The sequence below is a fragment of the Thermoflavimicrobium dichotomicum genome, assembly GCF_900114055.1.
Lineage (GTDB): Bacteria > Bacillota > Bacilli > Thermoactinomycetales > Thermoactinomycetaceae > Thermoflavimicrobium > Thermoflavimicrobium dichotomicum.
Genome location: NZ_FORR01000008.1, coordinates 123,053 through 144,934 on the forward strand (window position 1 = coordinate 123,053; position 21,882 = coordinate 144,934).

General features: G+C 43.6%; 38 protein-coding genes. 37 read left to right on the forward strand and 1 reads right to left on the reverse strand.

Annotated elements, in window-relative coordinates; all coding sequences use genetic code 11:
* Positions 1-26: 26 nt before the first annotated feature.
* The 36 genes from rplD (at position 27) to BMZ78_RS10095 (ending at position 19,090) form a co-directional block, all read left to right on the forward strand.
* Positions 27-653, forward strand: coding sequence for a 50S ribosomal protein L4 (gene rplD / locus BMZ78_RS09920; protein WP_093229968.1), 627 nt, complete (start codon positions 27-29; stop codon positions 651-653).
* Entirely contained in the window at positions 650-940 is a 291-nt protein-coding gene (rplW, locus tag BMZ78_RS09925) for a 50S ribosomal protein L23 (RefSeq protein WP_093229970.1), read from the forward strand. Before rplD ends, rplW begins: the two co-directional genes overlap by 4 nt.
* Positions 941-974: 34 nt before the next feature.
* Entirely contained in the window at positions 975-1,805 is an 831-nt protein-coding gene (gene rplB / locus BMZ78_RS09930; RefSeq protein ID WP_093229971.1) for a 50S ribosomal protein L2, read from the forward strand.
* Between the two features lie 42 nt (positions 1,806-1,847).
* Positions 1,848-2,129, forward strand: a complete 282-nt coding sequence (gene rpsS / locus BMZ78_RS09935; protein ID WP_093229973.1) for a 30S ribosomal protein S19 — start codon at positions 1,848-1,850, stop codon at positions 2,127-2,129.
* 31 nt (positions 2,130-2,160) lie between these two features.
* Positions 2,161-2,493, forward strand: coding sequence for a 50S ribosomal protein L22 (rplV, locus tag BMZ78_RS09940; RefSeq protein WP_093229974.1), 333 nt, complete (start codon positions 2,161-2,163; stop codon positions 2,491-2,493).
* Positions 2,494-2,520: 27 nt separating this feature from the next.
* Positions 2,521-3,180 (forward strand): 30S ribosomal protein S3, encoded by a 660-nt coding sequence (gene rpsC, locus BMZ78_RS09945; protein ID WP_093229976.1) that lies wholly within the window; start codon positions 2,521-2,523, stop codon positions 3,178-3,180.
* A gap of 3 nt (positions 3,181-3,183) precedes the next feature.
* A complete protein-coding gene (gene rplP / locus BMZ78_RS09950; RefSeq protein WP_093229978.1) occupies positions 3,184-3,612 on the forward strand; it encodes a 50S ribosomal protein L16 in 429 nt (142 codons plus the stop codon).
* On the forward strand, positions 3,602-3,814 hold the full coding sequence (rpmC, locus tag BMZ78_RS09955) for a 50S ribosomal protein L29 (RefSeq protein WP_093229979.1): 213 nt from the start codon (positions 3,602-3,604) through the stop codon (positions 3,812-3,814). Before rplP ends, rpmC begins: the two co-directional genes overlap by 11 nt.
* Complete coding sequence (rpsQ, locus tag BMZ78_RS09960; RefSeq protein ID WP_093229981.1) at positions 3,811-4,077, forward strand: 30S ribosomal protein S17; 267 nt, start codon at positions 3,811-3,813, stop codon at positions 4,075-4,077. The genes rpmC and rpsQ overlap by 4 nt, the downstream gene beginning before the upstream one ends.
* Before the next feature lie 39 nt (positions 4,078-4,116).
* On the forward strand, positions 4,117-4,485 hold the full coding sequence (gene rplN, locus BMZ78_RS09965; protein ID WP_093229982.1) for a 50S ribosomal protein L14: 369 nt from the start codon (positions 4,117-4,119) through the stop codon (positions 4,483-4,485).
* Between the two features lie 86 nt (positions 4,486-4,571).
* Positions 4,572-4,928 carry a 50S ribosomal protein L24 gene (gene rplX, locus BMZ78_RS09970; RefSeq protein ID WP_093230056.1) on the forward strand — a complete coding sequence of 119 codons (357 nt, stop codon included), beginning with the start codon at positions 4,572-4,574 and terminating at the stop codon, positions 4,926-4,928.
* 27 nt (positions 4,929-4,955) lie between these two features.
* A complete protein-coding gene (gene rplE, locus BMZ78_RS09975; protein ID WP_093229984.1) occupies positions 4,956-5,498 on the forward strand; it encodes a 50S ribosomal protein L5 in 543 nt (180 codons plus the stop codon).
* 40 nt (positions 5,499-5,538) lie between these two features.
* Positions 5,539-5,724 (forward strand): type Z 30S ribosomal protein S14, encoded by a 186-nt coding sequence (locus BMZ78_RS09980; protein WP_093229985.1) that lies wholly within the window; start codon positions 5,539-5,541, stop codon positions 5,722-5,724.
* Between the two features lie 22 nt (positions 5,725-5,746).
* Positions 5,747-6,145 carry a 30S ribosomal protein S8 gene (gene rpsH / locus BMZ78_RS09985; protein ID WP_093229987.1) on the forward strand — a complete coding sequence of 133 codons (399 nt, stop codon included), beginning with the start codon at positions 5,747-5,749 and terminating at the stop codon, positions 6,143-6,145.
* A 27-nt stretch (positions 6,146-6,172) separates the two neighbouring features.
* Positions 6,173-6,709 carry a 50S ribosomal protein L6 gene (rplF, locus tag BMZ78_RS09990; protein WP_093229988.1) on the forward strand — a complete coding sequence of 179 codons (537 nt, stop codon included), beginning with the start codon at positions 6,173-6,175 and terminating at the stop codon, positions 6,707-6,709.
* A 33-nt stretch (positions 6,710-6,742) separates the two neighbouring features.
* On the forward strand, positions 6,743-7,108 hold the full coding sequence (gene rplR / locus BMZ78_RS09995; RefSeq protein ID WP_093229990.1) for a 50S ribosomal protein L18: 366 nt from the start codon (positions 6,743-6,745) through the stop codon (positions 7,106-7,108).
* Positions 7,105-7,617, forward strand: coding sequence for a 30S ribosomal protein S5 (gene rpsE, locus BMZ78_RS10000; protein WP_245739807.1), 513 nt, complete (start codon positions 7,105-7,107; stop codon positions 7,615-7,617). The genes rplR and rpsE overlap by 4 nt, the downstream gene beginning before the upstream one ends.
* 6 nt (positions 7,618-7,623) lie before the next feature.
* The gene (gene rpmD / locus BMZ78_RS10005; RefSeq protein WP_093229991.1) at positions 7,624-7,818 is read left to right on the forward strand and encodes a 50S ribosomal protein L30; all 195 of its coding nucleotides are present in this window, start codon (positions 7,624-7,626) and stop codon (positions 7,816-7,818) included.
* A gap of 33 nt (positions 7,819-7,851) precedes the next feature.
* Entirely contained in the window at positions 7,852-8,292 is a 441-nt protein-coding gene (gene rplO, locus BMZ78_RS10010) for a 50S ribosomal protein L15 (RefSeq protein WP_093229993.1), read from the forward strand.
* The gene (gene secY, locus BMZ78_RS10015; RefSeq protein ID WP_093229994.1) at positions 8,292-9,605 is read left to right on the forward strand and encodes a preprotein translocase subunit SecY; all 1,314 of its coding nucleotides are present in this window, start codon (positions 8,292-8,294) and stop codon (positions 9,603-9,605) included. Before rplO ends, secY begins: the two co-directional genes overlap by 1 nt.
* 127 nt (positions 9,606-9,732) lie before the next feature.
* Positions 9,733-10,386 carry an adenylate kinase gene (locus BMZ78_RS10020; protein WP_093229996.1) on the forward strand — a complete coding sequence of 218 codons (654 nt, stop codon included), beginning with the start codon at positions 9,733-9,735 and terminating at the stop codon, positions 10,384-10,386.
* Positions 10,383-11,144: a type I methionyl aminopeptidase gene (map, locus tag BMZ78_RS10025; RefSeq protein ID WP_093229998.1), complete on the forward strand. Its 762-nt coding sequence runs from the start codon at positions 10,383-10,385 to the stop codon at positions 11,142-11,144. Before BMZ78_RS10020 ends, map begins: the two co-directional genes overlap by 4 nt.
* Entirely contained in the window at positions 11,144-11,458 is a 315-nt protein-coding gene (locus tag BMZ78_RS10030) for a KOW domain-containing RNA-binding protein (RefSeq protein WP_093230000.1), read from the forward strand. The genes map and BMZ78_RS10030 overlap by 1 nt, the downstream gene beginning before the upstream one ends.
* A 4-nt stretch (positions 11,459-11,462) precedes the next feature.
* The gene (gene infA / locus BMZ78_RS10035) at positions 11,463-11,681 is read left to right on the forward strand and encodes a translation initiation factor IF-1 (RefSeq protein WP_093230002.1); all 219 of its coding nucleotides are present in this window, start codon (positions 11,463-11,465) and stop codon (positions 11,679-11,681) included.
* A 32-nt stretch (positions 11,682-11,713) separates the two neighbouring features.
* The gene (gene rpmJ / locus BMZ78_RS10040; RefSeq protein ID WP_009488082.1) at positions 11,714-11,827 is read left to right on the forward strand and encodes a 50S ribosomal protein L36; all 114 of its coding nucleotides are present in this window, start codon (positions 11,714-11,716) and stop codon (positions 11,825-11,827) included.
* A gap of 18 nt (positions 11,828-11,845) precedes the next feature.
* The gene (gene rpsM, locus BMZ78_RS10045; protein WP_093230003.1) at positions 11,846-12,214 is read left to right on the forward strand and encodes a 30S ribosomal protein S13; all 369 of its coding nucleotides are present in this window, start codon (positions 11,846-11,848) and stop codon (positions 12,212-12,214) included.
* 19 nt (positions 12,215-12,233) lie between these two features.
* Positions 12,234-12,632: a 30S ribosomal protein S11 gene (gene rpsK, locus BMZ78_RS10050; protein ID WP_093230005.1), complete on the forward strand. Its 399-nt coding sequence runs from the start codon at positions 12,234-12,236 to the stop codon at positions 12,630-12,632.
* A 162-nt stretch (positions 12,633-12,794) separates the two neighbouring features.
* On the forward strand, positions 12,795-13,739 hold the full coding sequence (locus BMZ78_RS10055; protein WP_093230006.1) for a DNA-directed RNA polymerase subunit alpha: 945 nt from the start codon (positions 12,795-12,797) through the stop codon (positions 13,737-13,739).
* Positions 13,740-13,763: 24 nt separating this feature from the next.
* Positions 13,764-14,153, forward strand: a complete 390-nt coding sequence (rplQ, locus tag BMZ78_RS10060) for a 50S ribosomal protein L17 (RefSeq protein ID WP_093230008.1) — start codon at positions 13,764-13,766, stop codon at positions 14,151-14,153.
* Positions 14,154-14,238: 85 nt separating this feature from the next.
* Entirely contained in the window at positions 14,239-15,087 is an 849-nt protein-coding gene (locus tag BMZ78_RS10065) for an energy-coupling factor transporter ATPase (RefSeq protein WP_093230010.1), read from the forward strand.
* A complete protein-coding gene (locus tag BMZ78_RS10070; RefSeq protein ID WP_093230011.1) occupies positions 15,063-15,926 on the forward strand; it encodes an energy-coupling factor transporter ATPase in 864 nt (287 codons plus the stop codon). The genes BMZ78_RS10065 and BMZ78_RS10070 overlap by 25 nt, the downstream gene beginning before the upstream one ends.
* Positions 15,923-16,717 carry an energy-coupling factor transporter transmembrane component T family protein gene (locus BMZ78_RS10075; protein WP_093230013.1) on the forward strand — a complete coding sequence of 265 codons (795 nt, stop codon included), beginning with the start codon at positions 15,923-15,925 and terminating at the stop codon, positions 16,715-16,717. Before BMZ78_RS10070 ends, BMZ78_RS10075 begins: the two co-directional genes overlap by 4 nt.
* Positions 16,718-16,725: 8 nt before the next feature.
* Positions 16,726-17,499 (forward strand): tRNA pseudouridine(38-40) synthase TruA, encoded by a 774-nt coding sequence (gene truA, locus BMZ78_RS10080; protein WP_093230015.1) that lies wholly within the window; start codon positions 16,726-16,728, stop codon positions 17,497-17,499.
* Between the two features lie 154 nt (positions 17,500-17,653).
* On the forward strand, positions 17,654-18,091 hold the full coding sequence (gene rplM / locus BMZ78_RS10085) for a 50S ribosomal protein L13 (protein ID WP_093230016.1): 438 nt from the start codon (positions 17,654-17,656) through the stop codon (positions 18,089-18,091).
* Positions 18,092-18,110: 19 nt separating this feature from the next.
* Entirely contained in the window at positions 18,111-18,503 is a 393-nt protein-coding gene (gene rpsI / locus BMZ78_RS10090; protein ID WP_093230018.1) for a 30S ribosomal protein S9, read from the forward strand.
* Between the two features lie 128 nt (positions 18,504-18,631).
* Entirely contained in the window at positions 18,632-19,090 is a 459-nt protein-coding gene (locus BMZ78_RS10095; protein WP_093230020.1) for a hypothetical protein, read from the forward strand.
* A 242-nt stretch (positions 19,091-19,332) separates the two neighbouring features.
* Here BMZ78_RS10095 and BMZ78_RS10100 read toward each other — a convergent pair whose 3' ends face one another.
* The gene (locus BMZ78_RS10100) at positions 19,333-20,724 is read right to left on the reverse strand and encodes an amino acid permease (RefSeq protein ID WP_093230059.1); all 1,392 of its coding nucleotides are present in this window, start codon (positions 20,722-20,724) and stop codon (positions 19,333-19,335) included.
* 415 nt (positions 20,725-21,139) lie between these two features.
* Between BMZ78_RS10100 and cwlD the strand changes: the two genes are divergently transcribed.
* Positions 21,140-21,868, forward strand: a complete 729-nt coding sequence (gene cwlD, locus BMZ78_RS10105; RefSeq protein ID WP_093230060.1) for an N-acetylmuramoyl-L-alanine amidase CwlD — start codon at positions 21,140-21,142, stop codon at positions 21,866-21,868.
* Positions 21,869-21,882: the final 14 nt, after the last annotated feature.

The following is a 21,882-nucleotide window of genomic DNA, read 5'->3' on the forward strand; positions in this document are numbered from 1 at the left end:
TTGATTGAAGGAAGGGAGGATTTATCATGCCAAAGGTACAAGTGCTAGATATGAACGGCCAGCAAGTTGGAGAGATTGAGTTATCTGAAACTGTATTTGGCATTACTCCAAATGAGGCCGTATTGCATGAGGCTGTTGTGATGCAGCAAGCATCCTTGAGACGTGGTACTCATGCAACCAAAAATCGGGCAGCTGTACGTGGTGGCGGTAAGAAGCCATGGCGTCAGAAAGGTACTGGTCGTGCTCGTGCTGGTAGCATTCGTTCTCCTCTTTGGGTAGGCGGTGGTGTTGTATTCGGACCACAACCACGTAGCTATGCATACAAATTACCAAAAAAAGTTCGTCGTCTTGCGATCAAATCTGCTCTTTCCTCTAAAGTGAAAGACAATGAGTTGGTTGTACTTGATAAATTGCAACTGGAGCAACCAAAAACTCGTGAAATGGTAAAAGTGTTAAACAATCTGGGTGCAGACAGAAAAGCACTCGTTGTTACAGACAACCTGGAAGAAAACGCAGTTCTATCCGCACGGAACATTCCAGGAGTAAAACTGATCCATGCAGATGGATTAAACGTGCTTGATGTACTGTATCATGATAAATTGATTCTTACTCGTGGTGCAGTAGGTCGCGTTGAGGAGGTGCTTGGCCAGTGAAAGACCCACGCGATATTATCCACCGTCCAGTAATTACCGAACAATCTACGGAACTTATGGAGCAAGGTAAATATGTATTCGAAGTAGATGTTCGTGCTAACAAGGTGGAAATTAAACAAGCGATCGAAAAAATCTTCGATGGTGTGAAAGTGGAGAAAGTAAACACCATGCGTGTTCCTGGCAAACAAAAGCGTTATGGTCGTTTCACCGGTCGCACACCTGAGCGCAAAAAAGCGATCGTGAAACTAGCCCCAGACAGCAAGCCAATTGAAATCTTTGAAGCGTAAGCATGATACCATAGGATAAAGGAGGGAAACTGAAGTGGGTATCAAACATTTTAAGCCGGTGACACCATCTCGTCGTCACATGACTGTTTCGACCTTTGAAGAAATCACCACCGATAAACCGGAAAAGTCTTTGCTAGTGAACTTGCCAAAGAAGTCCGGACGTAACAACCAAGGTAAAATTACTGTACGCCATCAAGGTGGTGGACATAAGCGGAAATACCGGATCATCGATTTTAAACGCAATAAAGATGGAATTCCAGGTAAAGTAGCAACCATCGAGTATGATCCGAACCGTTCCGCAAACATCGCACTTATTCATTATCGCGATGGAGAAAAACGCTATATCCTGGCTCCTCACGGATTAAAAGTAGGCATGGAAATCATGTCCGGTCCTGATGCAGATATCCGTGTAGGAAATGCATTGCCACTTCGTAATATCCCAGTAGGTACGGTAATCCACAATATCGAGCTGAAACCAGGCCGTGGTGGACAATTAGTACGTGCAGCAGGAGCTTCTGCACAGTTACTGGGTAAAGAAGGGAAATATGCGATCATTCGTCTAACCTCTGGCGAAACCCGCATGATTCTTCTGGATTGCCGTGCAACTGTTGGTCAAGTAGGTAACTTGGATCATGAGTTGATTAACATTGGTAAAGCGGGTCGTTCCCGTTGGTTAGGTAAACGTCCAACCGTTCGTGGATCTGTAATGAACCCGGTAGATCACCCACACGGTGGTGGTGAAGGTAAAGCACCAATCGGACGTAAGTCGCCAATGACTCCATGGGGTAAACCAACACTTGGTTACAAAACCCGTAAGAAAAACAAGGCGTCTGATAAATACATTATCCGTCGTCGTAAAAAATAAACAACAATTTAATTCAGCCTCACTCGAAGGGAGGTACTATTTATGGGCCGCAGCTTAAAGAAAGGACCTTTTGCTGATCATCACCTTTTGAAAAAAGTGGAAGAACTCAATGCGAAAAACGAAAAACGCGTGATTAAAACCTGGTCTCGTCGTTCTACAATTTTTCCTGAGTTCGTTGGTCACACGTTTGCGGTTCACGATGGTCGCAAACACGTCCCTGTTTATGTAACAGAAGACATGGTCGGACATAAACTGGGTGAGTTTGTGCCAACCCGTACTTTCAAAGGTCACGCTGGTGACGATAAGAAAACACGCAAACGGTAGAGGATAGGTTAACGAGAGAGGAGGTAAGTCCATGTCTGCAAAAGCCGTTGCACGTTATGTGCGGATTGCTCCACGCAAAGCACGCCTAGTTATCGATTTGATTCGCGGTAAATCTGTAGATGATGCATTAGCTATCCTGAAATTTACTCCTCGTGCCGCCTCACCGATTATTGAAAAAGTGCTTTTGTCTGCGGTAGCGAATGCTGAGCATAACCACAACATGGATCGCAACCGTCTGGTAGTAGCAAAAGCATATGTGGATGAGGGGCCAACATTGAAACGTTATATGCCACGTGCGATGGGTCGTGCGAGCCGGATTAACAAGCGCACCAGCCACATCACCGTGGTTGTTGAAGAAAAATAACCATGATGAAATAAGGAGGGAAGAAGGTTGGGTCAAAAGGTAAGTCCTATTGGTCTGCGCGTAGGAATTATTCGTGACTGGGATTCCAAATGGTATGCAGACAAAGACTATGCTGATCTGTTGCATGAAGACATTAAGATCCGTGATTACGTGAAAAAACGTTTAAAAGACGCAGCCGTTTCCCGTATCGAGATCGAACGTGCGGCAAACCGCGTGAATATCACGATCCATACGGCGAAACCAGGAATGGTTATCGGTAAAGGCGGTTCTGAAGTTGAAGCATTGCGTCTGGCTCTCGCTAAACTGACGAACAAAAAAGTGCACATCAATATTCATGAGATCAAAAATCCTGAACTTGATGCACTTTTAGTAGCTGAAAACATTGCACAACAATTGGAGCGTCGTGTATCTTTCCGCCGTGCGATGAAACAGGCAATTCAACGCGTTATGCGTGCTGGCGCGAAAGGTGTTCGCACAATGGTGAGCGGACGTCTGGGTGGTGCGGATATCGCTCGTAGTGAAGGTTATAGTGAAGGTACTGTACCGCTTCATACCTTGCGTGCAGATATCGACTATGGTTTTGCTGAAGCACATACCACTTATGGTCGGATCGGTGTCAAAGTATGGATTTATCGTGGTGAAGTACTTCCTACCAAAAATAAGGGTGAAGTGGAAGGAGGCGAGTAATCCATGTTAATGCCTAAGCGTGTGAAATTCCGTCGTCAACACCGCGGCAGAATGAAGGGTCGTGCAAAAGGTGGCACGGAAGTAACGTTCGGTGAATACGGTTTGCAAGCATTGGAGCCATCTTGGATTACTAACCGTCAAATCGAGGCTGCACGTGTTGCGATGACTCGCTATATCAAACGTGGTGGGAAAGTGTGGATCAAAATTTTCCCAGATAAACCCATTACCCAAAAACCGTTAGAGGTACGGATGGGTAGCGGTAAAGGTTCCCCAGAAAAATGGGTAGCAGTAGTAAAGCCAGGAAAAATCATGTTTGAATTGGCAGGCGTACCAGAAGAAGTAGCTCGTGAAGCAATGCGTCTTGCTGCAAACAAACTTCCAATCAAAACGAAATTTGTAAAACGTGAGGCGGGTGGAGCAAATGAAAGCTAAAGAGCTAGTAGAATTGACCACCGCCGAGATCGAGCAAAAGCTCGCACAGTACAAAGAAGAACTGTTCAACCTCCGTTTCCAAAAAGCGATCGGGCATTTGGAAAACCCAGCTCGTCTGCGCCAGGTGCGCAAAAATATCGCTCGTTGTAAAACGGTACTCCGTGAGCGTGAACTGGGCATCGAAAGGAGGAAACAGGGATGAGCCAGCGCACAACGCGCCGTAAAGTACGTGTCGGCAGAGTGGTCAGCGATAAAATGGATAAAACAATCGTTGTCAGTGTAGAGACTTATAAAAGACATCCTTTATACGGTAAACGTGTAAAATACACGAAAAAATTTAAAGCTCATGATGAGCTGAACCAAGCAAAAGTGGGCGATATTGTACGGATCATGGAAACTCGTCCGCTATCCAAAGAAAAACGTTGGCGTTTAGTTGAGATTGTAGAAAAAGCAGTCATTATCTAATGTGCACGTGTTGATCTTAAGCCGGAAGGAGGAAAAACGATGATTCAACCACAAAGTCGCCTTCGTGTTGCAGACAACTCCGGTGCTAAAGAAATTATGTGCATTCGCGTGTTAGGTGGCTCCAAAAAGTCATCTGCAGGCATTGGCGATATCATCGTAGCTTCTGTAAAACAAGCAACACCCGGTGGCGTTGTTAAGAAGGGCGACGTAGTGAAGGCAGTAATCGTACGAACTGTACGTCCTACTCGTCGTCCTGATGGATCTTACATCCGTTTCGATGAAAATGCTGCCGTTATTATTAAAGAAGATAAGAGCCCAAGAGGTACCCGTATTTTTGGACCTGTAGCTCGTGAATTGCGTGAGCGCGACTTTATGAAAATCATTTCTCTGGCGCCAGAGGTCATTTAAGAATAAATCAAGTGAGTCACACCCCGAATAAGTGAGGAGGTGCAAGAAGCATGGCAGCTAAGAAAACAGCAAACAAGCCGAGCAAACTGCATATCAAAAAAGGCGATACGGTTATTATCATGCGTGGAAAAGAAGCGCCTTACTTTGATGAGAACGGCAAAAAGGTATACACAAAAGGTCGGGTTATCAAAGTTTTCCCTAAGGAACAACGGGTGCTTGTAGAAGGATGCAACATGGTGAAAAAGCATTCTCGTCCAACCCAAGCAAACCCACAAGGTGGAATCATTGAAAAAGAAGCACCGATTCATGTTTCTAACGTGATGATCGAAGATCCAAAAACCAAAGAACCGACCCGGATCGGCTATAAATTCATCGAAGGCAAAAATGGCGAAAAGAAAAAAGTGCGTTATGCCAAAAAATCTGGTGAAATTCTTGATAAATAATGTACTGGAAGAAGGGAGGTCAATCTCATGGCAGCTCGTTTGAAAGAACTGTACCTCAAAGAGGTTACCCCTGCATTGATGAAGAAGTTCAACTACAAATCCCCAATGCAAGTACCAAAGATCGAAAAAATCGTCATCAACATGGGGCTTGGTGAAGCGGTTCAAAACTCAAAAGTACTGGATTACGCAGTAGCAGATCTTGCTGCGATCTCTGGTCAAAAGCCAGTGATTACCCGTGCGAAAAAATCGATTGCCGGTTTTAAAGTACGTGAAGGAATGCCAATCGGAGCGAAAGTTACGCTTCGTGGCGAGCGCATGTATCATTTCTTGGATAAGCTGATGAACGTGGCCTTGCCTCGGGTTCGTGACTTCCGTGGTGTTTCTCCAAAATCATTTGATGGACGTGGAAATTACACTTTGGGATTGAAAGAACAATTGATTTTCCCAGAGATCGATTATGATAAAATCGATAAAGTTCGCGGTATGGACGTTGTGATTGTAACCTCTGCAGAAACGGATGAAGAAGCTCGTGAACTTTTGACATTGATGGGAATGCCATTCCGTAAGTAAAAGAACGGAACAAATATAAAACAAAAAAGGAGGGAATCAAGTGGCCAAAAAGTCGATGATCGCCAAAGCAAAACGCAAGCCCAAATTCAAAGTTCGTGCATACACTCGCTGTGAACGTTGCGGGCGCCCACATGCGGTTTTGCGCAAATTCCGGTTGTGTCGTATCTGCTTCCGTGAATTGGCTTATAAAGGGCAGATTCCCGGCGTGAAAAAAGCAAGTTGGTAAATAAGGAAGGAGGGACTTCAGTATGGTAATGACAGATCCTATTGCTGATATGCTGACCAGAATCCGTAACGCCAACATGGTTCGCCATGAGAGTGTTGAGGTTCCAGCTTCTCGTATGAAACGGGAAATCGCTGAGATTTTAAAACGCGAAGGTTTCATTCGTGATGCTGAGTATATCGACGATAACAAGCAAGGGATCATCCGCATTTTCTTGAAGTACGGACCAAACAACGAGAAAGTGATCACTGGCTTGAAGCGGATTAGTAAACCAGGTCTTCGCGTATATTGCAAAGCAAATGAAATTCCACGTGTTCTTCGTGGTCTGGGTATTGCAATCCTGTCTACTTCCAAAGGCATCATGACCGATAAAGAAGCACGTCAACACAACGTTGGTGGCGAAGTAATTGCATACGTCTGGTAAGATATGTAGAAGGATGGAGGTGACAACATGTCTCGGATTGGTAAGAAACCAATCGCGATTCCAAGCGGTGTGGAAGTTAAAATTGACGGAAACACGGTCACAGTGAAAGGACCAAAAGGTTCTTTAACCCGTGAATTCCATTCTGATATCAAAATCAAGCTGGAAGAAAATCAGCTTGTTGTTGAACGTCCAAGTGATCAACGGGATCATCGCGCATTACATGGAACAACTCGTAGCCTGCTGGCGAACATGGTAGAAGGAGTAACCAACGGTTTCTCCAAAACCCTGGAGTTGGTTGGTGTAGGTTATCGTGCGAATAAAAAAGGAAATACTGTTGTATTGAGCGTTGGCTACTCTCATCCGGTTGAAGTACCCCAACCTGAAGGAATTGAACTGGAAGTTCCTGCACAAAACCAAATCGTGGTAAAAGGAATTGACAAACAACTGGTTGGTCAAGTTGCGGCTAATATTCGTGCGATTCGTGAACCAGAGCCATACAAAGGTAAAGGGATTAAATATATCGATGAGCACATCAGACGTAAAGAAGGTAAGACCGGTAAGTAATGCAGCTTAAAGAGGAAGGGAGTGAGCTAGACCGTGCTAAAAAAAGTAGATCGGAATAAAAAGCGGAAAAAACGTCATCTACGTGTGCGTAAAAAAGTTTTTGGAACTCCAGAGCGTCCACGTTTGAACATTTTCCGTTCCAATAAAAACATTTACGCACAAGTGATTGATGACACCAAAGGTGTTACTTTGGTATCTGCTTCCACTTTGGATAAAGAATTTAATCATGAAGGAAGTGGAGCAACGGTTGAAGCTGCACGTGTTGTTGGAGAAATGATCGCAAAACGCGCACAGGAAAAAGGGATTAAACAAGTGGTATTTGATCGCGGTGGATACCTCTATCATGGTCGTGTGAAAGCATTAGCAGAAGGTGCAAGGGAAGGAGGTTTAGAGTTTTGAGCAAGCAAAAGAACAAGAAAGACGCAGCGCATACAGATTTTATTGAGAAAGTGGTTAACATTAACCGCGTAGCGAAAGTTGTGCAAGGTGGTCGTCGCTTTAGCTTCAGTGCGCTGGTTGTCGTAGGTGACGGTAAAGGTAAAGTAGGTGCGGGAATCGGTAAAGCAGCCGAAGTACCAGAAGCGATTCGTAAAGGTGTAGAAGCTGCGAAAAAGAACATGATTACTGTTCCCCTTTATGGAACCACGATTCCACACGAAGTGATCGGACATTTCGGTGCTGGTGAAGTGTTGATGAAACCAGCATCCAAAGGTACGGGAGTTATTGCTGGTGGTGCAGTCCGTGACGTACTGACTGTAGCGGGTGTTGGTGATATTCTCACGAAGTCAACCGGTTCAAATAACCCAATCAATATGGTTCGTGCAACTCTTGAAGGTCTCAAGAACTTGAAGCGTCCGGAAGATGTTGCAAGACTGCGCGGAAAATCTGTAGAAGAATTGTTAGGATAAGGAGGGATGACCGTGGCAAAGAGACTTTCGATTACCCTTAAACGGAGCATGATTGGCCGTCCGGAAGTCCAACGTGTCACCCTGCGCACGCTCGGTCTCAAAAAGCGGGAACAGACCGTAATCCACCAAGATAATCCAGCTATCCGCGGGATGATCGAGAAGGTCAAACACTTGGTCGAAGTGAAAGAAATCAGCGAGTAATGTGCAGGACATGTTGAAGAGGAGGTGCGAGCGATGAAATTGCATGAGTTAAAACCAGCTCCTGGATCTCGGAAGAAGAAGAAACGCGTAGGACGCGGTATTGCTGCTGGACAAGGTAAAACAGCTGGTCGCGGTCATAAAGGGCAGAAGGCTCGTTCCGGTGGCGGTGTACGTCCTGGTTTCGAGGGTGGTCAAAACCCTATCTACAGACGTTTGCCAAAACGTGGATTTACGAATCCAAATCGTGTAGAATATGCGATTATCAATCTGGATACCTTAAATCGTTTCAGTGAAGGAACCGTCGTGACTCCAGAGCTTCTTGTACAAGAAGGGATTGTGAAAAACCTAAAAGGCGGTTTAAAAGTATTAGGAGATGGAGAACTCAAAGTAAAAGTGACTGTAAAAGCTCATAAGTTCTCCCGTTCAGCCGCAGAAAAAATTGCTGCTGCTGGTGGAGCGACGGAGGTAATCTAATGTTTCGTACCTTGGGCAACATCTTTAAGGTTGAAGATCTTCGTCGGCGGATTCTGTTTACTTTATTGATGCTGGTCGTATTTCGGATCGGAAGCTTTATTCCGGTCCCAAATACCAATGCAGATGTCATTAAAGCATTAGTAAATCAGAGTCAAGGCGTTTTTAACTTGATTAACGCTTTTTCAGGTGGTTCTTTTACCAACTTTTCCATCTTTGCGATGGGGATTATGCCCTATATTACCGCTTCAATTATTGTGCAACTACTAACCATGGATGTTATACCCGCTTTTTCCCGCTGGGCAAAAGAGGGAGAAGTAGGGCGTCGGAAACTGGCACAGGTTACACGGTATTTTACGATTGCACTAGCTATTATTCAATCGATCGGTCTATCGATTGGTTTTAACAATTATTCGGCAAGCCTGGGTGGTTTAAGTTTTATTGAAGATACCAGTTTTTGGGGATATGCGCTGATTTCTTTAACACTCACAGCAGGTACGGCATTTTTAATGTGGTTGGGTGAACAAATTACAGAGAAGGGAATAGGGAATGGAATTTCCATTATTATCTTTGCTGGGATTCTTTCATCTATTCCTGGGACGATCCAAATGTTGATTCCTGTGCTATTCCCTAAAGGCGGTAATGTTACCATCGGAATTTTGAAGGCCGCTGGTATTGTATTGATCATTGTTTTACTGATTGTAGCCGTGATTTTCATTCAACAGGGTGTTCGAAAAATACCTGTACAATATACAAAACGGATTGTTGGTCGTAAAATGTATGGTGGGCAGTCTACGCACATTCCACTGAAAGTGAATGCGGCTGGTGTGATTCCGATCATTTTTGCGGTATCACTCATCCTTTTCCCACACACAATTGCGAGTTTCTGGAGAGGAAATCCTGTAGCCGACTGGATTATCGTCAATTTTGACTATACGCAAGCTCCACTTGGAATGGTGCTGTATGTCCTCTTTATCATTGGGTTTACTTACTTCTATACATTTGTGCAAATCAACCCAATGCAATTGGCAGACCAACTGAAGAAGCACGGTGGTTTTATACCCGGCGTTCGTCCCGGTAAAACGACCGAAAAATATGTGACGAAAGTCCTAAATCGTTTAACCTTAACGGGTGCGATCTTCCTTGCTTTGATTGCGATATTGCCTGTATTCTTTATTATCCTTGCTGATTTGCCACGATCGATTCAAATTGGTGGTACATCCTTGCTGATCGTAGTCGGAGTTGCTCTGGAAACGATGAAAACGATCGAGAGTCAGCTTATTCAACGTCATTACAAAGGCTTTATGAAAAAATAGTAGAAAGCCCCGGATCCGTCCGGGGGGCCCCTTTCTACCTTCTTTTTGTTCATTGTCAACTACATGCAAATGAACCTCCGCTTACTGCGGACCGCCCGTAGGTTAACGACACCGGGAGGGATGACGCATGAATATTATATTGATGGGATTACCTGGGGCTGGCAAAGGAACTCAAGCTGCACGAATCATTGAAGCTGTAAAAATACCACATATCTCGACTGGAGATATGTTTCGTCAAGCGGTAAAAGATCAGACCGCACTTGGACTGGAAGCAAAATCTTATATGGATAAAGGCCAGCTTGTTCCAGATCGGGTCACGATTGGTATTGTTCGTGAACGATTGGGCAAAGAAGACTGCGCAAATGGTTTTTTACTGGATGGCTTTCCTCGTACCGTTCCTCAAGCAGAAGCACTGGATGAGCTTTTGCGTGATTTAGATCGTGAACTGGATCACGTCATCTATATTGAAGTAGATGAAGAAGAATTGATAAAACGGCTTACAGGTCGTCGCATCTGTCGTCAGTGTGGAGCTACCTATCATCTGGTTTTTGCACCACCAAAGCAAGCGGGCGTTTGTGACCGCTGCGGTGGAGAGCTGTATCAACGTGACGATGATCGTGAAGAAACTGTAAAAAACCGTTTACAGATCAACATGGAGCAAACCCAACATCTACTGAAGTATTATGAGTCTACTGGAAAGCTGAAACGAATTAATGGAAAACAACCGATCGAGCAAGTGACAGATACGATATTGTCACTGATTCGAGGTATGGAGAAATGATTGTTCTAAAATCAGCTAAAGAATTAGAACGCATGAGACAGGCTGGAAAAATTGTATATTTAACTCATCAAGAGTTAAAAAAAGTGATTCAGCCAGGGATCACGACGAAGGAATTAGACTTGATTGCAGAGAAAGTCATTCGTGGATTTGGCGCAATTCCTTCTTTTAAAGGGTATAATGGTTTTCCAGGAAGTATTTGTACCTCAATCAATGAAGAGTTGGTGCATGGGATTCCTGGTAAACGGAAATTAAAGGAAGGAGATATCATTTCCATTGATATCGGCGCTTGTTATGACGGGTATCATGGGGATTCAGCATGGACCTATCCTGTAGGAAATGTGTCGGAAGATGCAAAAAAACTTCTTGAAGTAACCGAGGCTTCGTTGTATAAAGGCTTAGAGCAGGCAAAACCCGGTGCGAGAATCGGAGACATCTCGCATGCGATTCAAAAAGTAGCTGAAGAAGCAGGCTTTTCCATAGTTCGTGAATATGTCGGGCATGGTATTGGTCAAAGCTTGCATGAAGCACCTAGTGTCCCAAACTATGGATTACCGGGTAAAGGACCTCGTTTAAAGCCTGGAATGACACTAGCTGTTGAGCCAATGATCAATGCCGGTAGCCGGTATGTACGAACACTCGATGATGATTGGACGGTTGTGACCACAGATGGTTCTTTATGTGCCCATTTTGAGCATACCATCGCGATCACGGAAGAGGGCTATGAGATTCTAACTACAGCATCTACAGGTGAAGGGTGATGGACGTGACAGTGGCTGACAATCGGCCCAAATTAGGACAGATTGTCCGAGTATTACGTGGCCGCGAGGCAGGGGCTTATGCGATTGTCATTGGCTTTGAAGAACCACACTTTGTTTGGTTGGCTGATGGAGATCAGCGAAAAGTGGACCGTCCGAAAAAGAAAAATGTGAAGCATATTCAACCCACTCATGTGGTGAACGAAGAAATCGCTCGCGTTTTAAAAGACGTCGGTCGTGTGCCCAATGCTATGTTACGGTACGCCCTGAACCAATACCTGCTCCAACATCAATCAGGTGAGCAGAAAGGAGAGTGAGTCGATGGCCAAAGAAGATGTGATCGAGGTGGAAGGAATCGTAAAAGAACCACTACCCAATGCCATGTTTAGAGTGGAATTGGAAAATGGTCACGAAGTTTTGGCGCATGTCTCTGGCAAGATTCGTATGCACTTTATCCGCATTTTGCCAGGAGATAAAGTGACTGTGCAATTATCACCATACGACTTAACCCGGGGACGCATCACTTATCGATACAAGTAAGCCCAACTGGGGAAAGACAGGAGGTAGCCGAAGTGAAAGTAAGACCATCGGTGAAACCCATTTGCGAGAAATGTAAAGTGATTCGTCGCAAAGGGAGAGTTATGGTAATTTGTGAAAATCCAAAGCATAAACAAAGACAAGGTTAAACAAGGAGGTGTAGCTTCATGGCACGTATTGCAGGGATTGACTTGCCACGTGAGAAACGCGTAGAGATTGCTTTAACCTATATCTACGGAATTGGACGGGCAAAATCGAACGAAATTTTAAAAGCGACCGGTGTAAATCCAGATACTCGTGTTCGTGATTTAACGGAAGAAGAAGTAAACAAACTGCGCAGCTACATTGACAAGAATGTAACGGTTGAAGGTGATTTGCGCAGAGAGATCGCTTTAAATATCAAACGTTTGATCGAAATTGGTTGCTATCGTGGAATTCGTCACCGCCGTGGATTGCCTGTTCGTGGTCAAAGAACAAAAACCAATGCTCGTACTCGCAAAGGTCCACGCCGTACGGTAGCGAATAAGAAAAAATAGGATGTAAGGAGGGAGTAAAATGGCAAAACGTAAAACTGCTACGCAGCGCGTAAAACGTCGTGCGAAAAAGAATATAGAGTCCGGAGTGGCACATATTCGCTCCACTTTCAATAACACGATTATTACGATCACTGATCCACGTGGTAATGCTGTAGCTTGGGCAAGTGCTGGAACGGTTGGTTTTAAAGGTAGTCGGAAAAGCACCCCATTTGCAGCTCAGATGGCAGCTGAACAGGCAGCAAAAACTGCGATGGAAAATGGCATGAAATCGGTAGAAGTACTGGTGAAAGGACCTGGTGCTGGTCGTGAAGCAGCAATTCGCAGTTTGCAAGCTGCAGGGTTGGAAGTGAGCCTTATTAAAGATGTGACACCAATTCCTCACAATGGTTGCCGCCCGCCAAAACGTCGTCGTGTTTAATAAGCCCTGCTTTTTCAACGATGGCTTGGTTTAACTTTAAAGAAGTTTGTATATACTGGATAGGACTAGTCCTGTAAAAATGAACCATGTACCTTTATGCATTTTTTCAGTTGAGGGAAGGCTTGTCCGGAACGCGACGTTTCGAAGGAGGGTTTGCGAGCCGTGATTGAAATTGAAAAACCGAAGATAGAAACGGTTGAAATCAGTGAGGATCATCGTTACGGGAAGTTTGTTGTAGAACCTTTAGAGCGTGGATACGGTACGACTCTGGGAAATTCCTTGCGCCGTATTTTGCTTTCATCCCTACCAGGTGCGGCGATTACCACGATTCAAATCGATGGAGTGTTGCATGAGTTCTCCACGATACCTGGTGTTGTAGAAGATACGACAGAAATTATTTTGAACTTGAAGAAGCTGGCTCTCAGAATCCATTCGGATGAAGAGAAAATCCTGGAAATCGATGTCCAAGGTGAAGGCGTTGTTACTGCGGCTGATATTCGTGCGGATAGCGATGTAGAAATCTTGAATCCTGATTTGCACATTGCTACTTTATCCGAGGGTGCACATCTCCGCATGCGGATGACAGCAAACCGTGGACGCGGATATGTTTCTGCGGATAAAAATAAAAAAGAGGATCAGCCGATTGGCGTCATTCCGATCGATTCCATTTACACGCCAATCGAACGGGTTAATTATCAAGTGGAAAATACACGCGTTGGACAAGTAACGAACTACGATAAATTAACCCTGGAAGTTTGGTCGGATGGCAGTTTGATGCCAGATGAAGCTGTAAGCTTGGGTGCAAAAATCCTGAATGAGCACTTGATGCTATTTGTCGGCCTAACTGAAGAAGCAAAAGATGCAGAAATCATGGTGGAAAAAGAAGAAGACAAGAAAGAAAAAGTGATGGAGATGACCATTGAAGAATTGGATCTCTCTGTCCGCTCTTACAACTGTCTGAAACGGGCTGGCATTAATACAGTGCAAGAGCTCACACAAAAATCAGAAGAAGATATGATGAAAGTACGTAACTTAGGACGGAAGTCTTTGGAGGAAGTTCAAGAAAAGCTGGCAGAGCTGGGCTTGAGCTTGCGCAAAGATGACTAATATGCATCAGGGGGAGGGAGTACGATGGCATACGGAAAACTTGGTCGCAATTCTGCAGCGCGCAAAGCTTTGTTCCGTGATCTCGTGACTGATCTCATCATTAATGAACGTATTGAAACAACTGAAGCTAAAGCGAAAGAAGTGCGCTCCATTGCAGAAAAACTAATCACTTTAGGTAAACGTGGTGACTTGCATGCTCGTCGTCAAGCGGCAGCTTACGTTCGTAAATTCCGCTCTCATACGGTAAAAGATGGAGACGAAGTAAAACATGAACAAGTAGATGCAGTGAAAAAGCTGTTTGACGAGATCGCTCCACGTTATAAAGACCGTAACGGTGGTTATACCCGTATTTTGAAGCTCGGACCACGTCGTGGTGATGGAGCTCCAATGGTATTTTTAGAGCTGGTCAAGTAACTGACTGATGTTGCAAGTTCTGAAAGGGTGAGGGCAGGATCTACCCGGTCCTGACGTTTACCCTTTTTTCTTTTAGGGAGAGCTTATGAAGCCGATTATTCGTCTACAAGATGTATGGTTTCAATATCCTGGTACTCAACATCAACAAAATGACTGGGTTTTGTCTGAAGTCAATCTTTCAATTGATTCTGGGGAGTATATAGCGATTATTGGTCCAAATGGATCAGGGAAATCTACTCTAGCTCGACTACTGAATGGCTTGCTTGTTCCTTCCAAAGGAGAAGTTTGGGTTGCAGGTCTTTCTACACAAGATGAAAAAATGTTGTGGCAAGTGCGTCGAACTGTCGGAATGATTTTTCAAAATCCAGACAATCAAATTGTGGCAACAACAGTAAGGGATGATGTGGCTTTTGGTTTGGAGAATCTGGGAATACCTCGTTCCGAAATGGTTGAACGTATAACGGATGCACTATCCGCTGTAGGTCTAACCGGTATGGAAGAAGTTGCGCCTCATTATTTGTCTGGAGGACAAAAACAGCGTTTAAGTATTGCTGGGGTTATGGCCATGCAACCTCAAGTCATTGTGTTTGATGAATCTACTTCGATGTTGGATCCTCAAGGAAGGAAAGATGTGCTGGCACTGATCCATTCTTTGCATCAAAATGGAACCACTGTGATTCATATTACCCATTCTGCAGAAGAAGCTTTTTTAGCTGAACGTATAATCGTGATGGCTGAAGGACAGATTCAGCTCGACTGTCCACGGGATGAACTGTATAGCCAAGCGCTTTGTTTACAACGATGGGGATTGGAAGTTCCTCTTGCCGTGCAGTTACATCATCGATTGCGAAAGAAGGGTGTGCCTCTTTCAGCTCAGGTAAAATCGAACGATGATCTGGTGAATCAATTATGCACATTGTTATCAAAGGATTAAATTACATCTATATGGCCGGGACCCCATTTGAACGACATGCGATTAAAGAATTGGATCTGGAAATCCCCAGTGGCTCATTTGTATCGATTCTGGGTCAAACAGGTTCTGGGAAGTCCACCCTTATTCAACTGATTGCGGGATTGCTTGAACCCACTTCCGGAACCATTCAAGTTGGACCTTATACACTAAAGCAGGGTGGTAAACAGAGTGCAGATGTAAGAAAACATGTGGGGATTGTGTTTCAGTATCCCGAACACCAATTGTTTGAAGAGACAGTTGCCAAGGATATTGCCTTTGGCCCACGGAACCAGGGCCTTACTGAAAAAGAGATCAAAAAAAGAGTGGAAATGGCCTTGGAGTGGGTTGGACTTCCATCTTCTTTTGCTGACCGCTCACCCTTTCAATTGAGTGGTGGACAAATGCGACGGGTAGCACTGGCAGGAGTTTTGGCACTCGCTCCAGATATTCTCATACTGGATGAACCTACAGCGGGACTTGATCCGCAAGGAAAAATGGATTTATTAACCCTGATTCATCGTCTTCATCGAGATCAGAATATGACGGTCATTCTAGTGACACATGACATGAATGAAGCTGCCAAATATGCGGATTATCTTTTTGTTTTGGCTGATGGAACCTGTCGGCTTCATGGAAGTCCATCCGAAGTATTTCAAAAACAAAAACAATTAACGGCACTCGCCTTGGATTTACCTGAAATAACACGGTTGATTCATCAACTCAATCAAAAAGTTCATCCGCCCATTCCAACCGACTTGTTTACCATTGATCAATTGGAATCTTATCTGTTAGAACGGTTGAGAAAGGTTGAGAATGTATGAGCCAGATAGCGATCGGACAGTATATTCCGGGGCAATCTCTCATACATCGGTTGGATCCAAGAGCGAAGCTTCTTTTTGTGTTTGCATATATGATCTTGGTATTTTTTTCCAATCATTTATATTCCTATACATTTTTACTCGCTTTCACTTTTGTTGCGATGTTTTTATCGCGGATTTCGTTGCGTATTTTTCTCCTTGCGCTAAAGCCGATTCTATTTTTAATTGGATTCACCATGATATTCCATCTATTTCTAACGAAGGGCGGGGCCGTTCTAATCCAACTTCCTATTATGACCGTTTATGAAGAGGGACTCAAACAGACTGTCTTTATTTCGATCCGGTTTATCCTTTTGGTCATAATGGCTTCACTCTTGACTTTTACGACTTCACCCATGGATTTGACAGATGCGTTTGAAAGTTTATTAAAGCCATTTACTCGCTTAGGTTTACCTGTCCATGAGTTTGCCCTCATGATGTCCATTGCTCTTCGATTTATTCCGACTCTGTGGGACGAGACAGAAAAAATTAAAAAAGCGCAGATGGCTCGAGGTGCGGACTTTGAAAGCGGCAATATTTTACGTCGGGCGAAAAGCTATATTCCAGTCCTCATTCCTTTGTTCATTTCGGCTTTTCGTCGAGCGGAGGAACTGGCCCTGGCGATGGAAGCACGGGGTTATAAGGGTGGAGAAGGACGAACCAAGCTTCGAGAGTTACACTATACTCATTATGATGTCTGGTTAGTCATTGTATTCATTGGGTTATGTATAGGATTGTGGCTTTTGAGAAGGTAGGGACTACAGTGAAGAAGATCAAATTAGTGGTGGCTTATGATGGGACAGATTTTTCCGGTTTCCAACGTCAGCCAGGGAAACGAACCATTCAGGGAACTTTGGAGGAAACACTGAGCAAAATTACGGGGGAAGAGATTGAAATTTACGGTTCGGGACGAACAGATGCAGGTGTACATGCTCTTGGGCAAGTATGCCATTTTACGACGAAAAGTCCGATTCCGATCACCAAATACCCATATATCTTGCGACGGGCTTTGCCACGCGACATTATTTGCATATCCAGCGAAGAGGTCCCCATGGATTTTCATGCGAGAAAAAGCGCTTATTGGAAAACGTATCGTTATTATATTGAAACTACGCCTGTCCCTGATTTGTTCACGCGGCGTTTCCGTACACATTTGCCTTTTCCTTTGGATGTAGATGCGATGCAAAAGGCTGGCAAACTGCTGGTGGGGACCCATGACTTTACTTCTTTTTGCTCGACGAAAACCGTGGTAGAAGATCGCGTACGGACCATCTATCGCTGCCAGGTATGCCAGGAAGCCAATGGTGTCTATATTGAAGTGACGGGAAATGGATTTCTATACAATATGGTTCGGATTATCGCTGGAACGCTTTATGAAGTAGGCAGACATGAACGTAATGTGCAGGAAATCCCGCAAATCTTGGCTGCCAAAGATCGTACCTTGGCTGGACCTACCTTTCCGCCAGAAGGTTTAATTCTGTTTGAAGTGGGCTATACCCCATGGAAAGAATCGGCATCGAATTATCTTAGTATGTAGTGGAATTTAAATTGACATCCGGCTATAATTAAGATATTATTACTTTTGGTATTTTCCACACCTAGCCCCGGTGGAAACATTGTTCGGCGCAATTCATTATTGACTTCAAAAAGTAAACGGATCGGTTCCGTTTGATGATAGAGGAGGGAATCTCATGCGTACCACGTATATGGCAAAGCCACAAGAAGTGGAACGGAAATGGTATGTGGTTGATGCTAAAGGAAAAACCTTAGGTCGTTTAGCATCGGAAGTAGCAAAAATTCTTCGCGGAAAACATAAACCACAATTTACTCCACATGTAGATACTGGAGATTTTGTAATTGTGATCAATGCTTCTCAAATTGAGTTAACTGGTAAAAAGCTAACCAAAAAGATCTATTATCGTCATTCCGGTTATCCGGGTGGTTTGAAAGCGATTAGTGCTGGTGACTTGCGTGCAACCCGTCCAGAGCGGATGATCGAGTTGGCAGTAAAAGGCATGTTACCAAAGAACAGCCTCGGTCGTAAACAATTCAAGAAGTTAAAAGTATATGCTGGTTCTGAACATCCACATCAAGCTCAACAGCCAGTTGAGTGGCAACTGCGCGGATAATCAAAGGAGGTCGTGAAACGTGGCACAAGTTCAGTTTTATGGAACCGGTCGCCGTAAAGAATCGGTAGCCCGTGTTCGTCTGGTTGCTGGAGATGGCCGGATTGTTGTAAATGGCCGTAACTTGGATGACTACTTTGGCTTGGAAACATTAAAAGCAATTGTACGCCAACCTTTAGTTTTAACAGATACATTGGGTCGTTATGATGTACTGGTAAATGTGCGTGGTGGAGGATTTACAGGTCAAGCTGGTGCAATTCGTCATGGTATCTCTCGTGCCCTGCTGAAAGTAAACCCGGATCTTCGTCCAGTCTTGAAAAAAGCTGGTTTCCTCACCCGTGACCCACGGATGAAAGAACGTAAAAAATATGGTCTCAAAGCAGCTCGTCGCGCTCCACAATTCTCCAAACGTTAAATGTATATGTTATTTGCTAAACCCTCGTTTATTCGAGGGTTTTTTCTTTTATATTTTACAAGTATGCTTGAAGCAGAAATGTCTACAATGGAAGATAAAAGAGTAAATAAACCAAAGGAGAAGCGCCAATGCGTGGAGAAATTATCCATTTTGAACAAAAGTACAATGAACGAAAAGAAAAGTTACGTGTGGAAGCCTTACGAACATTTCCTTGGAGCAAAGTGGAATACTTTCGCAATGAGGCTGTAGAGCCTTTACTTCGCTCGTTATCTGATCAAAAACGCATCATATTATTAGAAATGATCTATCGTTTAATTTTTGAAGCTTATGCTTTTGGGATTGTAGAATCCAAGAAAGCCTTGTCACTTAAGCGTGGCTTATCGCAAGAGGTTGGGTGGGATACGGTATATTTACATTTCTATAAAAAGCAGGGAGAACTACTCATCCAGGCAACCATCCATGATTTTGCTATCTTTTATTGGTTAGAGGAATGGAATAGCCAATCCTTTTACTTTTTATTTGAGGATATTCTCCAAAGCTGGTTTATTGAGGGAGTTCAAGTAGGGTTAAAACTTAATATTCGCTGATCAATGTGCTCTTATTTAGTAATGTCGTTTATTTATTTTAATTCTTCTGATTCAATTGTCACATTTGTTTAAAATACGGCTAAAACGGCTATTCAACTTATCCAAAACCATAAGAAAAAGGATCGATATATGTTTCAGGTAAATCATGTCTTTAGTTTGTTTTTGGTAGCTAAGGGCAATTATTTTTGAGAGTATTTAAATGAACCCACGTTTACATAAAAAAGAGGAGCAGATCGCTCCTCTTAATCGATGGCTGGCTTCTGTTTCTTTCTCAAGAACAAGAAGTAGTAAACATAGCATAAGATCAGGATAATACTTCCTCCCGTAAAGATCACGCGTAGATCATCCACCAATAGCAAACTGAACAGGAAAATCACATTCAGAAGGAGTGCCATCATCGGAACAAATGGATAAAGAGGTGTACGGAATTTGAGGGCTTCCAGCTTTCCACCTTCTTCTAAATAACGTTTGCGGAAAAACATTAAGGAAAGAGGAATGGAAATCCAACCGATAATCGCTCCCATACCTGCTGCATTAATTAACCAGTTAAATGCCTTTTCTGGGGCATATTTGTTGGTAAGCAAAGCGATAACGGAAAAGAAGAAGGTCACGCTAAGCGAAATCATTGGGATGCCTCTTTTAGTAACCTTGGACAGTATTTTGGGAACCAATCCTTCTTTGGATAACGACCAAATGATCCGAGTGGAGGAATATAACCCTGCATTGGCTGCGGAAAACAGGGCCGTGATAATGACAAAGTTCATAATGTCAGCGGCGTATGGAATACCAATCTGATCGAATACCCAAACAAAGGGACTTTGAACTTTTCCTGCTTCGGTCCAAGGCATCAGACCAGCAAGAATAGCAATGGACAAGACATAGAAGAGAATCGTACGCCAAGAGGTTTGTCGAATAGCCCTTGGAATCGTTTTTTCAGGCTCATCACTTTCTCCAGCAGCAATTCCCACCATCTCTGTTCCTTGAAAAGAAAAGTTGACAGTGATCATGGTAAGGAGAATCGCTATCATTCCGTGTGGGAAGAAACCACCATGTGCCGTGTAATTCGTTAACATCGGTGCTGTTTCGTGTCCCTTCATTGGGATCAGTCCAAATAAAGCCCCTAAGCCTAAAATGATAAAGAGAATAATCGTAATGACTTTAATGCTGGAAAACCAGAATTCACTTTCCCCAAAACTTCGTGCAGAGATCGCATTAATGATAAAGAGTAAAGAGGAAAACAGGATAATCCATACCCAGGAATCGGTATCTGGAAACCAACGTTTCATCATTTGGGCAATGGAGGTAATGTCCAAAGCGATGGTTGGTGGCCAACTAAACCAATACATGATCCCTACGGTAAAACCAGTACCCGGCCCAATATATTTACTGGCATAAGCCTGGAATGAACCCGAGACAGGCATTGCGACGGCTAGTTCACCCAAACATAGCATAACAAGGAACATGACGAGTCCGCCCAGAGTGTAGGCCAAGAGAGCACCACCAGGTCCTGCTTGATGGAGTGTCTGGCTTGTTCCCAGGAAGAAACCGGTACCCACAACACCGCCAAGGGCGATCATAAATAAGTGTCTGGGTTTTAGCGTTCGTTTGAGTTGTTGTTCTTGCATGGACACCATCCTTTGAGTAAAATAACAGCTTTGTGAAAAATAATTGATTACTTGGCGAGGCATTTCATTATGTGGATCAAAACGGGTATCAAGATCCCAACCGATGATTGCAGCTTTTCGTTTGTATCATTTTCAAACAGAAAGCGCTTTCTTTCGTTTTACATAAAAATAACGTGTATATTTTAGTATAAAAATAACATCTTTTCAACAAAAAAGATAATACTTGGTTACCATTTACATTATTTATTAATTTTAAGGAAATAACTTGAATATTCGTTTATTATGGTTGGTAGACATAAAAAACATTTTCTCTGGGTTTTCGAATGCCATTGTTTTTCATGTCCTTCGCTCTTGTCCCATATATATGGAGTAACTGAGCCATACTAGGAATGAAATAGGATGAGTGAGGGGACATGATATGCAGATGTCTAGATGGTATAAAGTGTTAGGTAACTTATGCTTGGTAGTATTTGGTTTGGTGCTGGTCACGCTGGCCTATATGGAGTCTGTGCGCTCTGTTTGGGGAGCAGCAGAGATGCCTTTGGTGGGAAAAGTGATTGTGATTGATCCAGGGCATGGAGGACCAGATGGTGGTGCGGTCAGCAAGGAAGGAATCGTTGAAAAGGAGATCGCCTTACGAGTGGCTTTGTTTTTACATGATTTTTTGCAACAGAGCGGAGCGAAAGTGATCATGACAAGAGACAAAGATACCGATTTGGCGGATCCAGAAACAGAGCGACTCAGTAAGCGGAAATCACAAGACTTGGCTCGCCGGATTCAATTGATCCGAAAGATCCATCCAGATGTATTTGTCAGTATCCATATCAATTCATTTCCTTCCTCTCGTTGGCGAGGAGCTCAAACTTTTTACAATCCGGTGCGGGAAGAAAACAAAAAATTGGCTAGCTTTATTCAAGAATCACTGATTCATTATTTGGAGAATACATTCCGTGTTCCTAAGCAAAAAAATGATGTATTTATCCTAAAACAGTCTCCGGTTCCCACAGCCCTTGTCGAAATCGGTTTTCTGTCAAATTCTTCCGAAGCCGTTCTACTAGCTTCACGCCATTACCAAAAAAAGGTGGCGGCAGCAATTTATTATGGAATCCTAAATTATTATTCTGGTAAAAAGACACCAGAATTTACGGTATAATAGGAGGCGTATAT

Coding starts and splice junctions, on each gene's coding strand:
- secY (WP_093229994.1), top strand. CDS start 8,292: ATGTTTCGTACCTTGGGCAACATCTTTAAGGTTGAAGATCTTCGTCGG.
- rplV (WP_093229974.1), top strand. CDS start 2,161: ATGTCTGCAAAAGCCGTTGCACGTTATGTGCGGATTGCTCCACGCAAA.
- rpsK (WP_093230005.1), top strand. CDS start 12,234: ATGGCAAAACGTAAAACTGCTACGCAGCGCGTAAAACGTCGTGCGAAA.
- cwlD (WP_093230060.1), top strand. CDS start 21,140: ATGTCTAGATGGTATAAAGTGTTAGGTAACTTATGCTTGGTAGTATTT.
- rpmC (WP_093229979.1), top strand. CDS start 3,602: ATGAAAGCTAAAGAGCTAGTAGAATTGACCACCGCCGAGATCGAGCAA.
- BMZ78_RS10075 (WP_093230013.1), top strand. CDS start 15,923: ATGAGCCAGATAGCGATCGGACAGTATATTCCGGGGCAATCTCTCATA.
- BMZ78_RS10095 (WP_093230020.1), top strand. CDS start 18,632: ATGCGTGGAGAAATTATCCATTTTGAACAAAAGTACAATGAACGAAAA.
- BMZ78_RS10030 (WP_093230000.1), top strand. CDS start 11,144: ATGGACGTGACAGTGGCTGACAATCGGCCCAAATTAGGACAGATTGTC.
- BMZ78_RS10070 (WP_093230011.1), top strand. CDS start 15,063: ATGCACATTGTTATCAAAGGATTAAATTACATCTATATGGCCGGGACC.
- map (WP_093229998.1), top strand. CDS start 10,383: ATGATTGTTCTAAAATCAGCTAAAGAATTAGAACGCATGAGACAGGCT.
- BMZ78_RS10065 (WP_093230010.1), top strand. CDS start 14,239: ATGAAGCCGATTATTCGTCTACAAGATGTATGGTTTCAATATCCTGGT.
- infA (WP_093230002.1), top strand. CDS start 11,463: ATGGCCAAAGAAGATGTGATCGAGGTGGAAGGAATCGTAAAAGAACCA.
- rpsH (WP_093229987.1), top strand. CDS start 5,747: ATGGTAATGACAGATCCTATTGCTGATATGCTGACCAGAATCCGTAAC.
- rplQ (WP_093230008.1), top strand. CDS start 13,764: ATGGCATACGGAAAACTTGGTCGCAATTCTGCAGCGCGCAAAGCTTTG.
- rplM (WP_093230016.1), top strand. CDS start 17,654: ATGCGTACCACGTATATGGCAAAGCCACAAGAAGTGGAACGGAAATGG.
- rpsQ (WP_093229981.1), top strand. CDS start 3,811: ATGAGCCAGCGCACAACGCGCCGTAAAGTACGTGTCGGCAGAGTGGTC.
- rplF (WP_093229988.1), top strand. CDS start 6,173: ATGTCTCGGATTGGTAAGAAACCAATCGCGATTCCAAGCGGTGTGGAA.
- rpsS (WP_093229973.1), top strand. CDS start 1,848: ATGGGCCGCAGCTTAAAGAAAGGACCTTTTGCTGATCATCACCTTTTG.
- rpmD (WP_093229991.1), top strand. CDS start 7,624: ATGACCGTGGCAAAGAGACTTTCGATTACCCTTAAACGGAGCATGATT.
- BMZ78_RS10020 (WP_093229996.1), top strand. CDS start 9,733: ATGAATATTATATTGATGGGATTACCTGGGGCTGGCAAAGGAACTCAA.
- BMZ78_RS10100 (WP_093230059.1), bottom strand. CDS start 20,724: ATGGTGTCCATGCAAGAACAACAACTCAAACGAACGCTAAAACCCAGA.
- rplO (WP_093229993.1), top strand. CDS start 7,852: ATGAAATTGCATGAGTTAAAACCAGCTCCTGGATCTCGGAAGAAGAAG.
- rplN (WP_093229982.1), top strand. CDS start 4,117: ATGATTCAACCACAAAGTCGCCTTCGTGTTGCAGACAACTCCGGTGCT.
- rplD (WP_093229968.1), top strand. CDS start 27: ATGCCAAAGGTACAAGTGCTAGATATGAACGGCCAGCAAGTTGGAGAG.
- rplP (WP_093229978.1), top strand. CDS start 3,184: ATGTTAATGCCTAAGCGTGTGAAATTCCGTCGTCAACACCGCGGCAGA.
- rpsM (WP_093230003.1), top strand. CDS start 11,846: ATGGCACGTATTGCAGGGATTGACTTGCCACGTGAGAAACGCGTAGAG.
- rplE (WP_093229984.1), top strand. CDS start 4,956: ATGGCAGCTCGTTTGAAAGAACTGTACCTCAAAGAGGTTACCCCTGCA.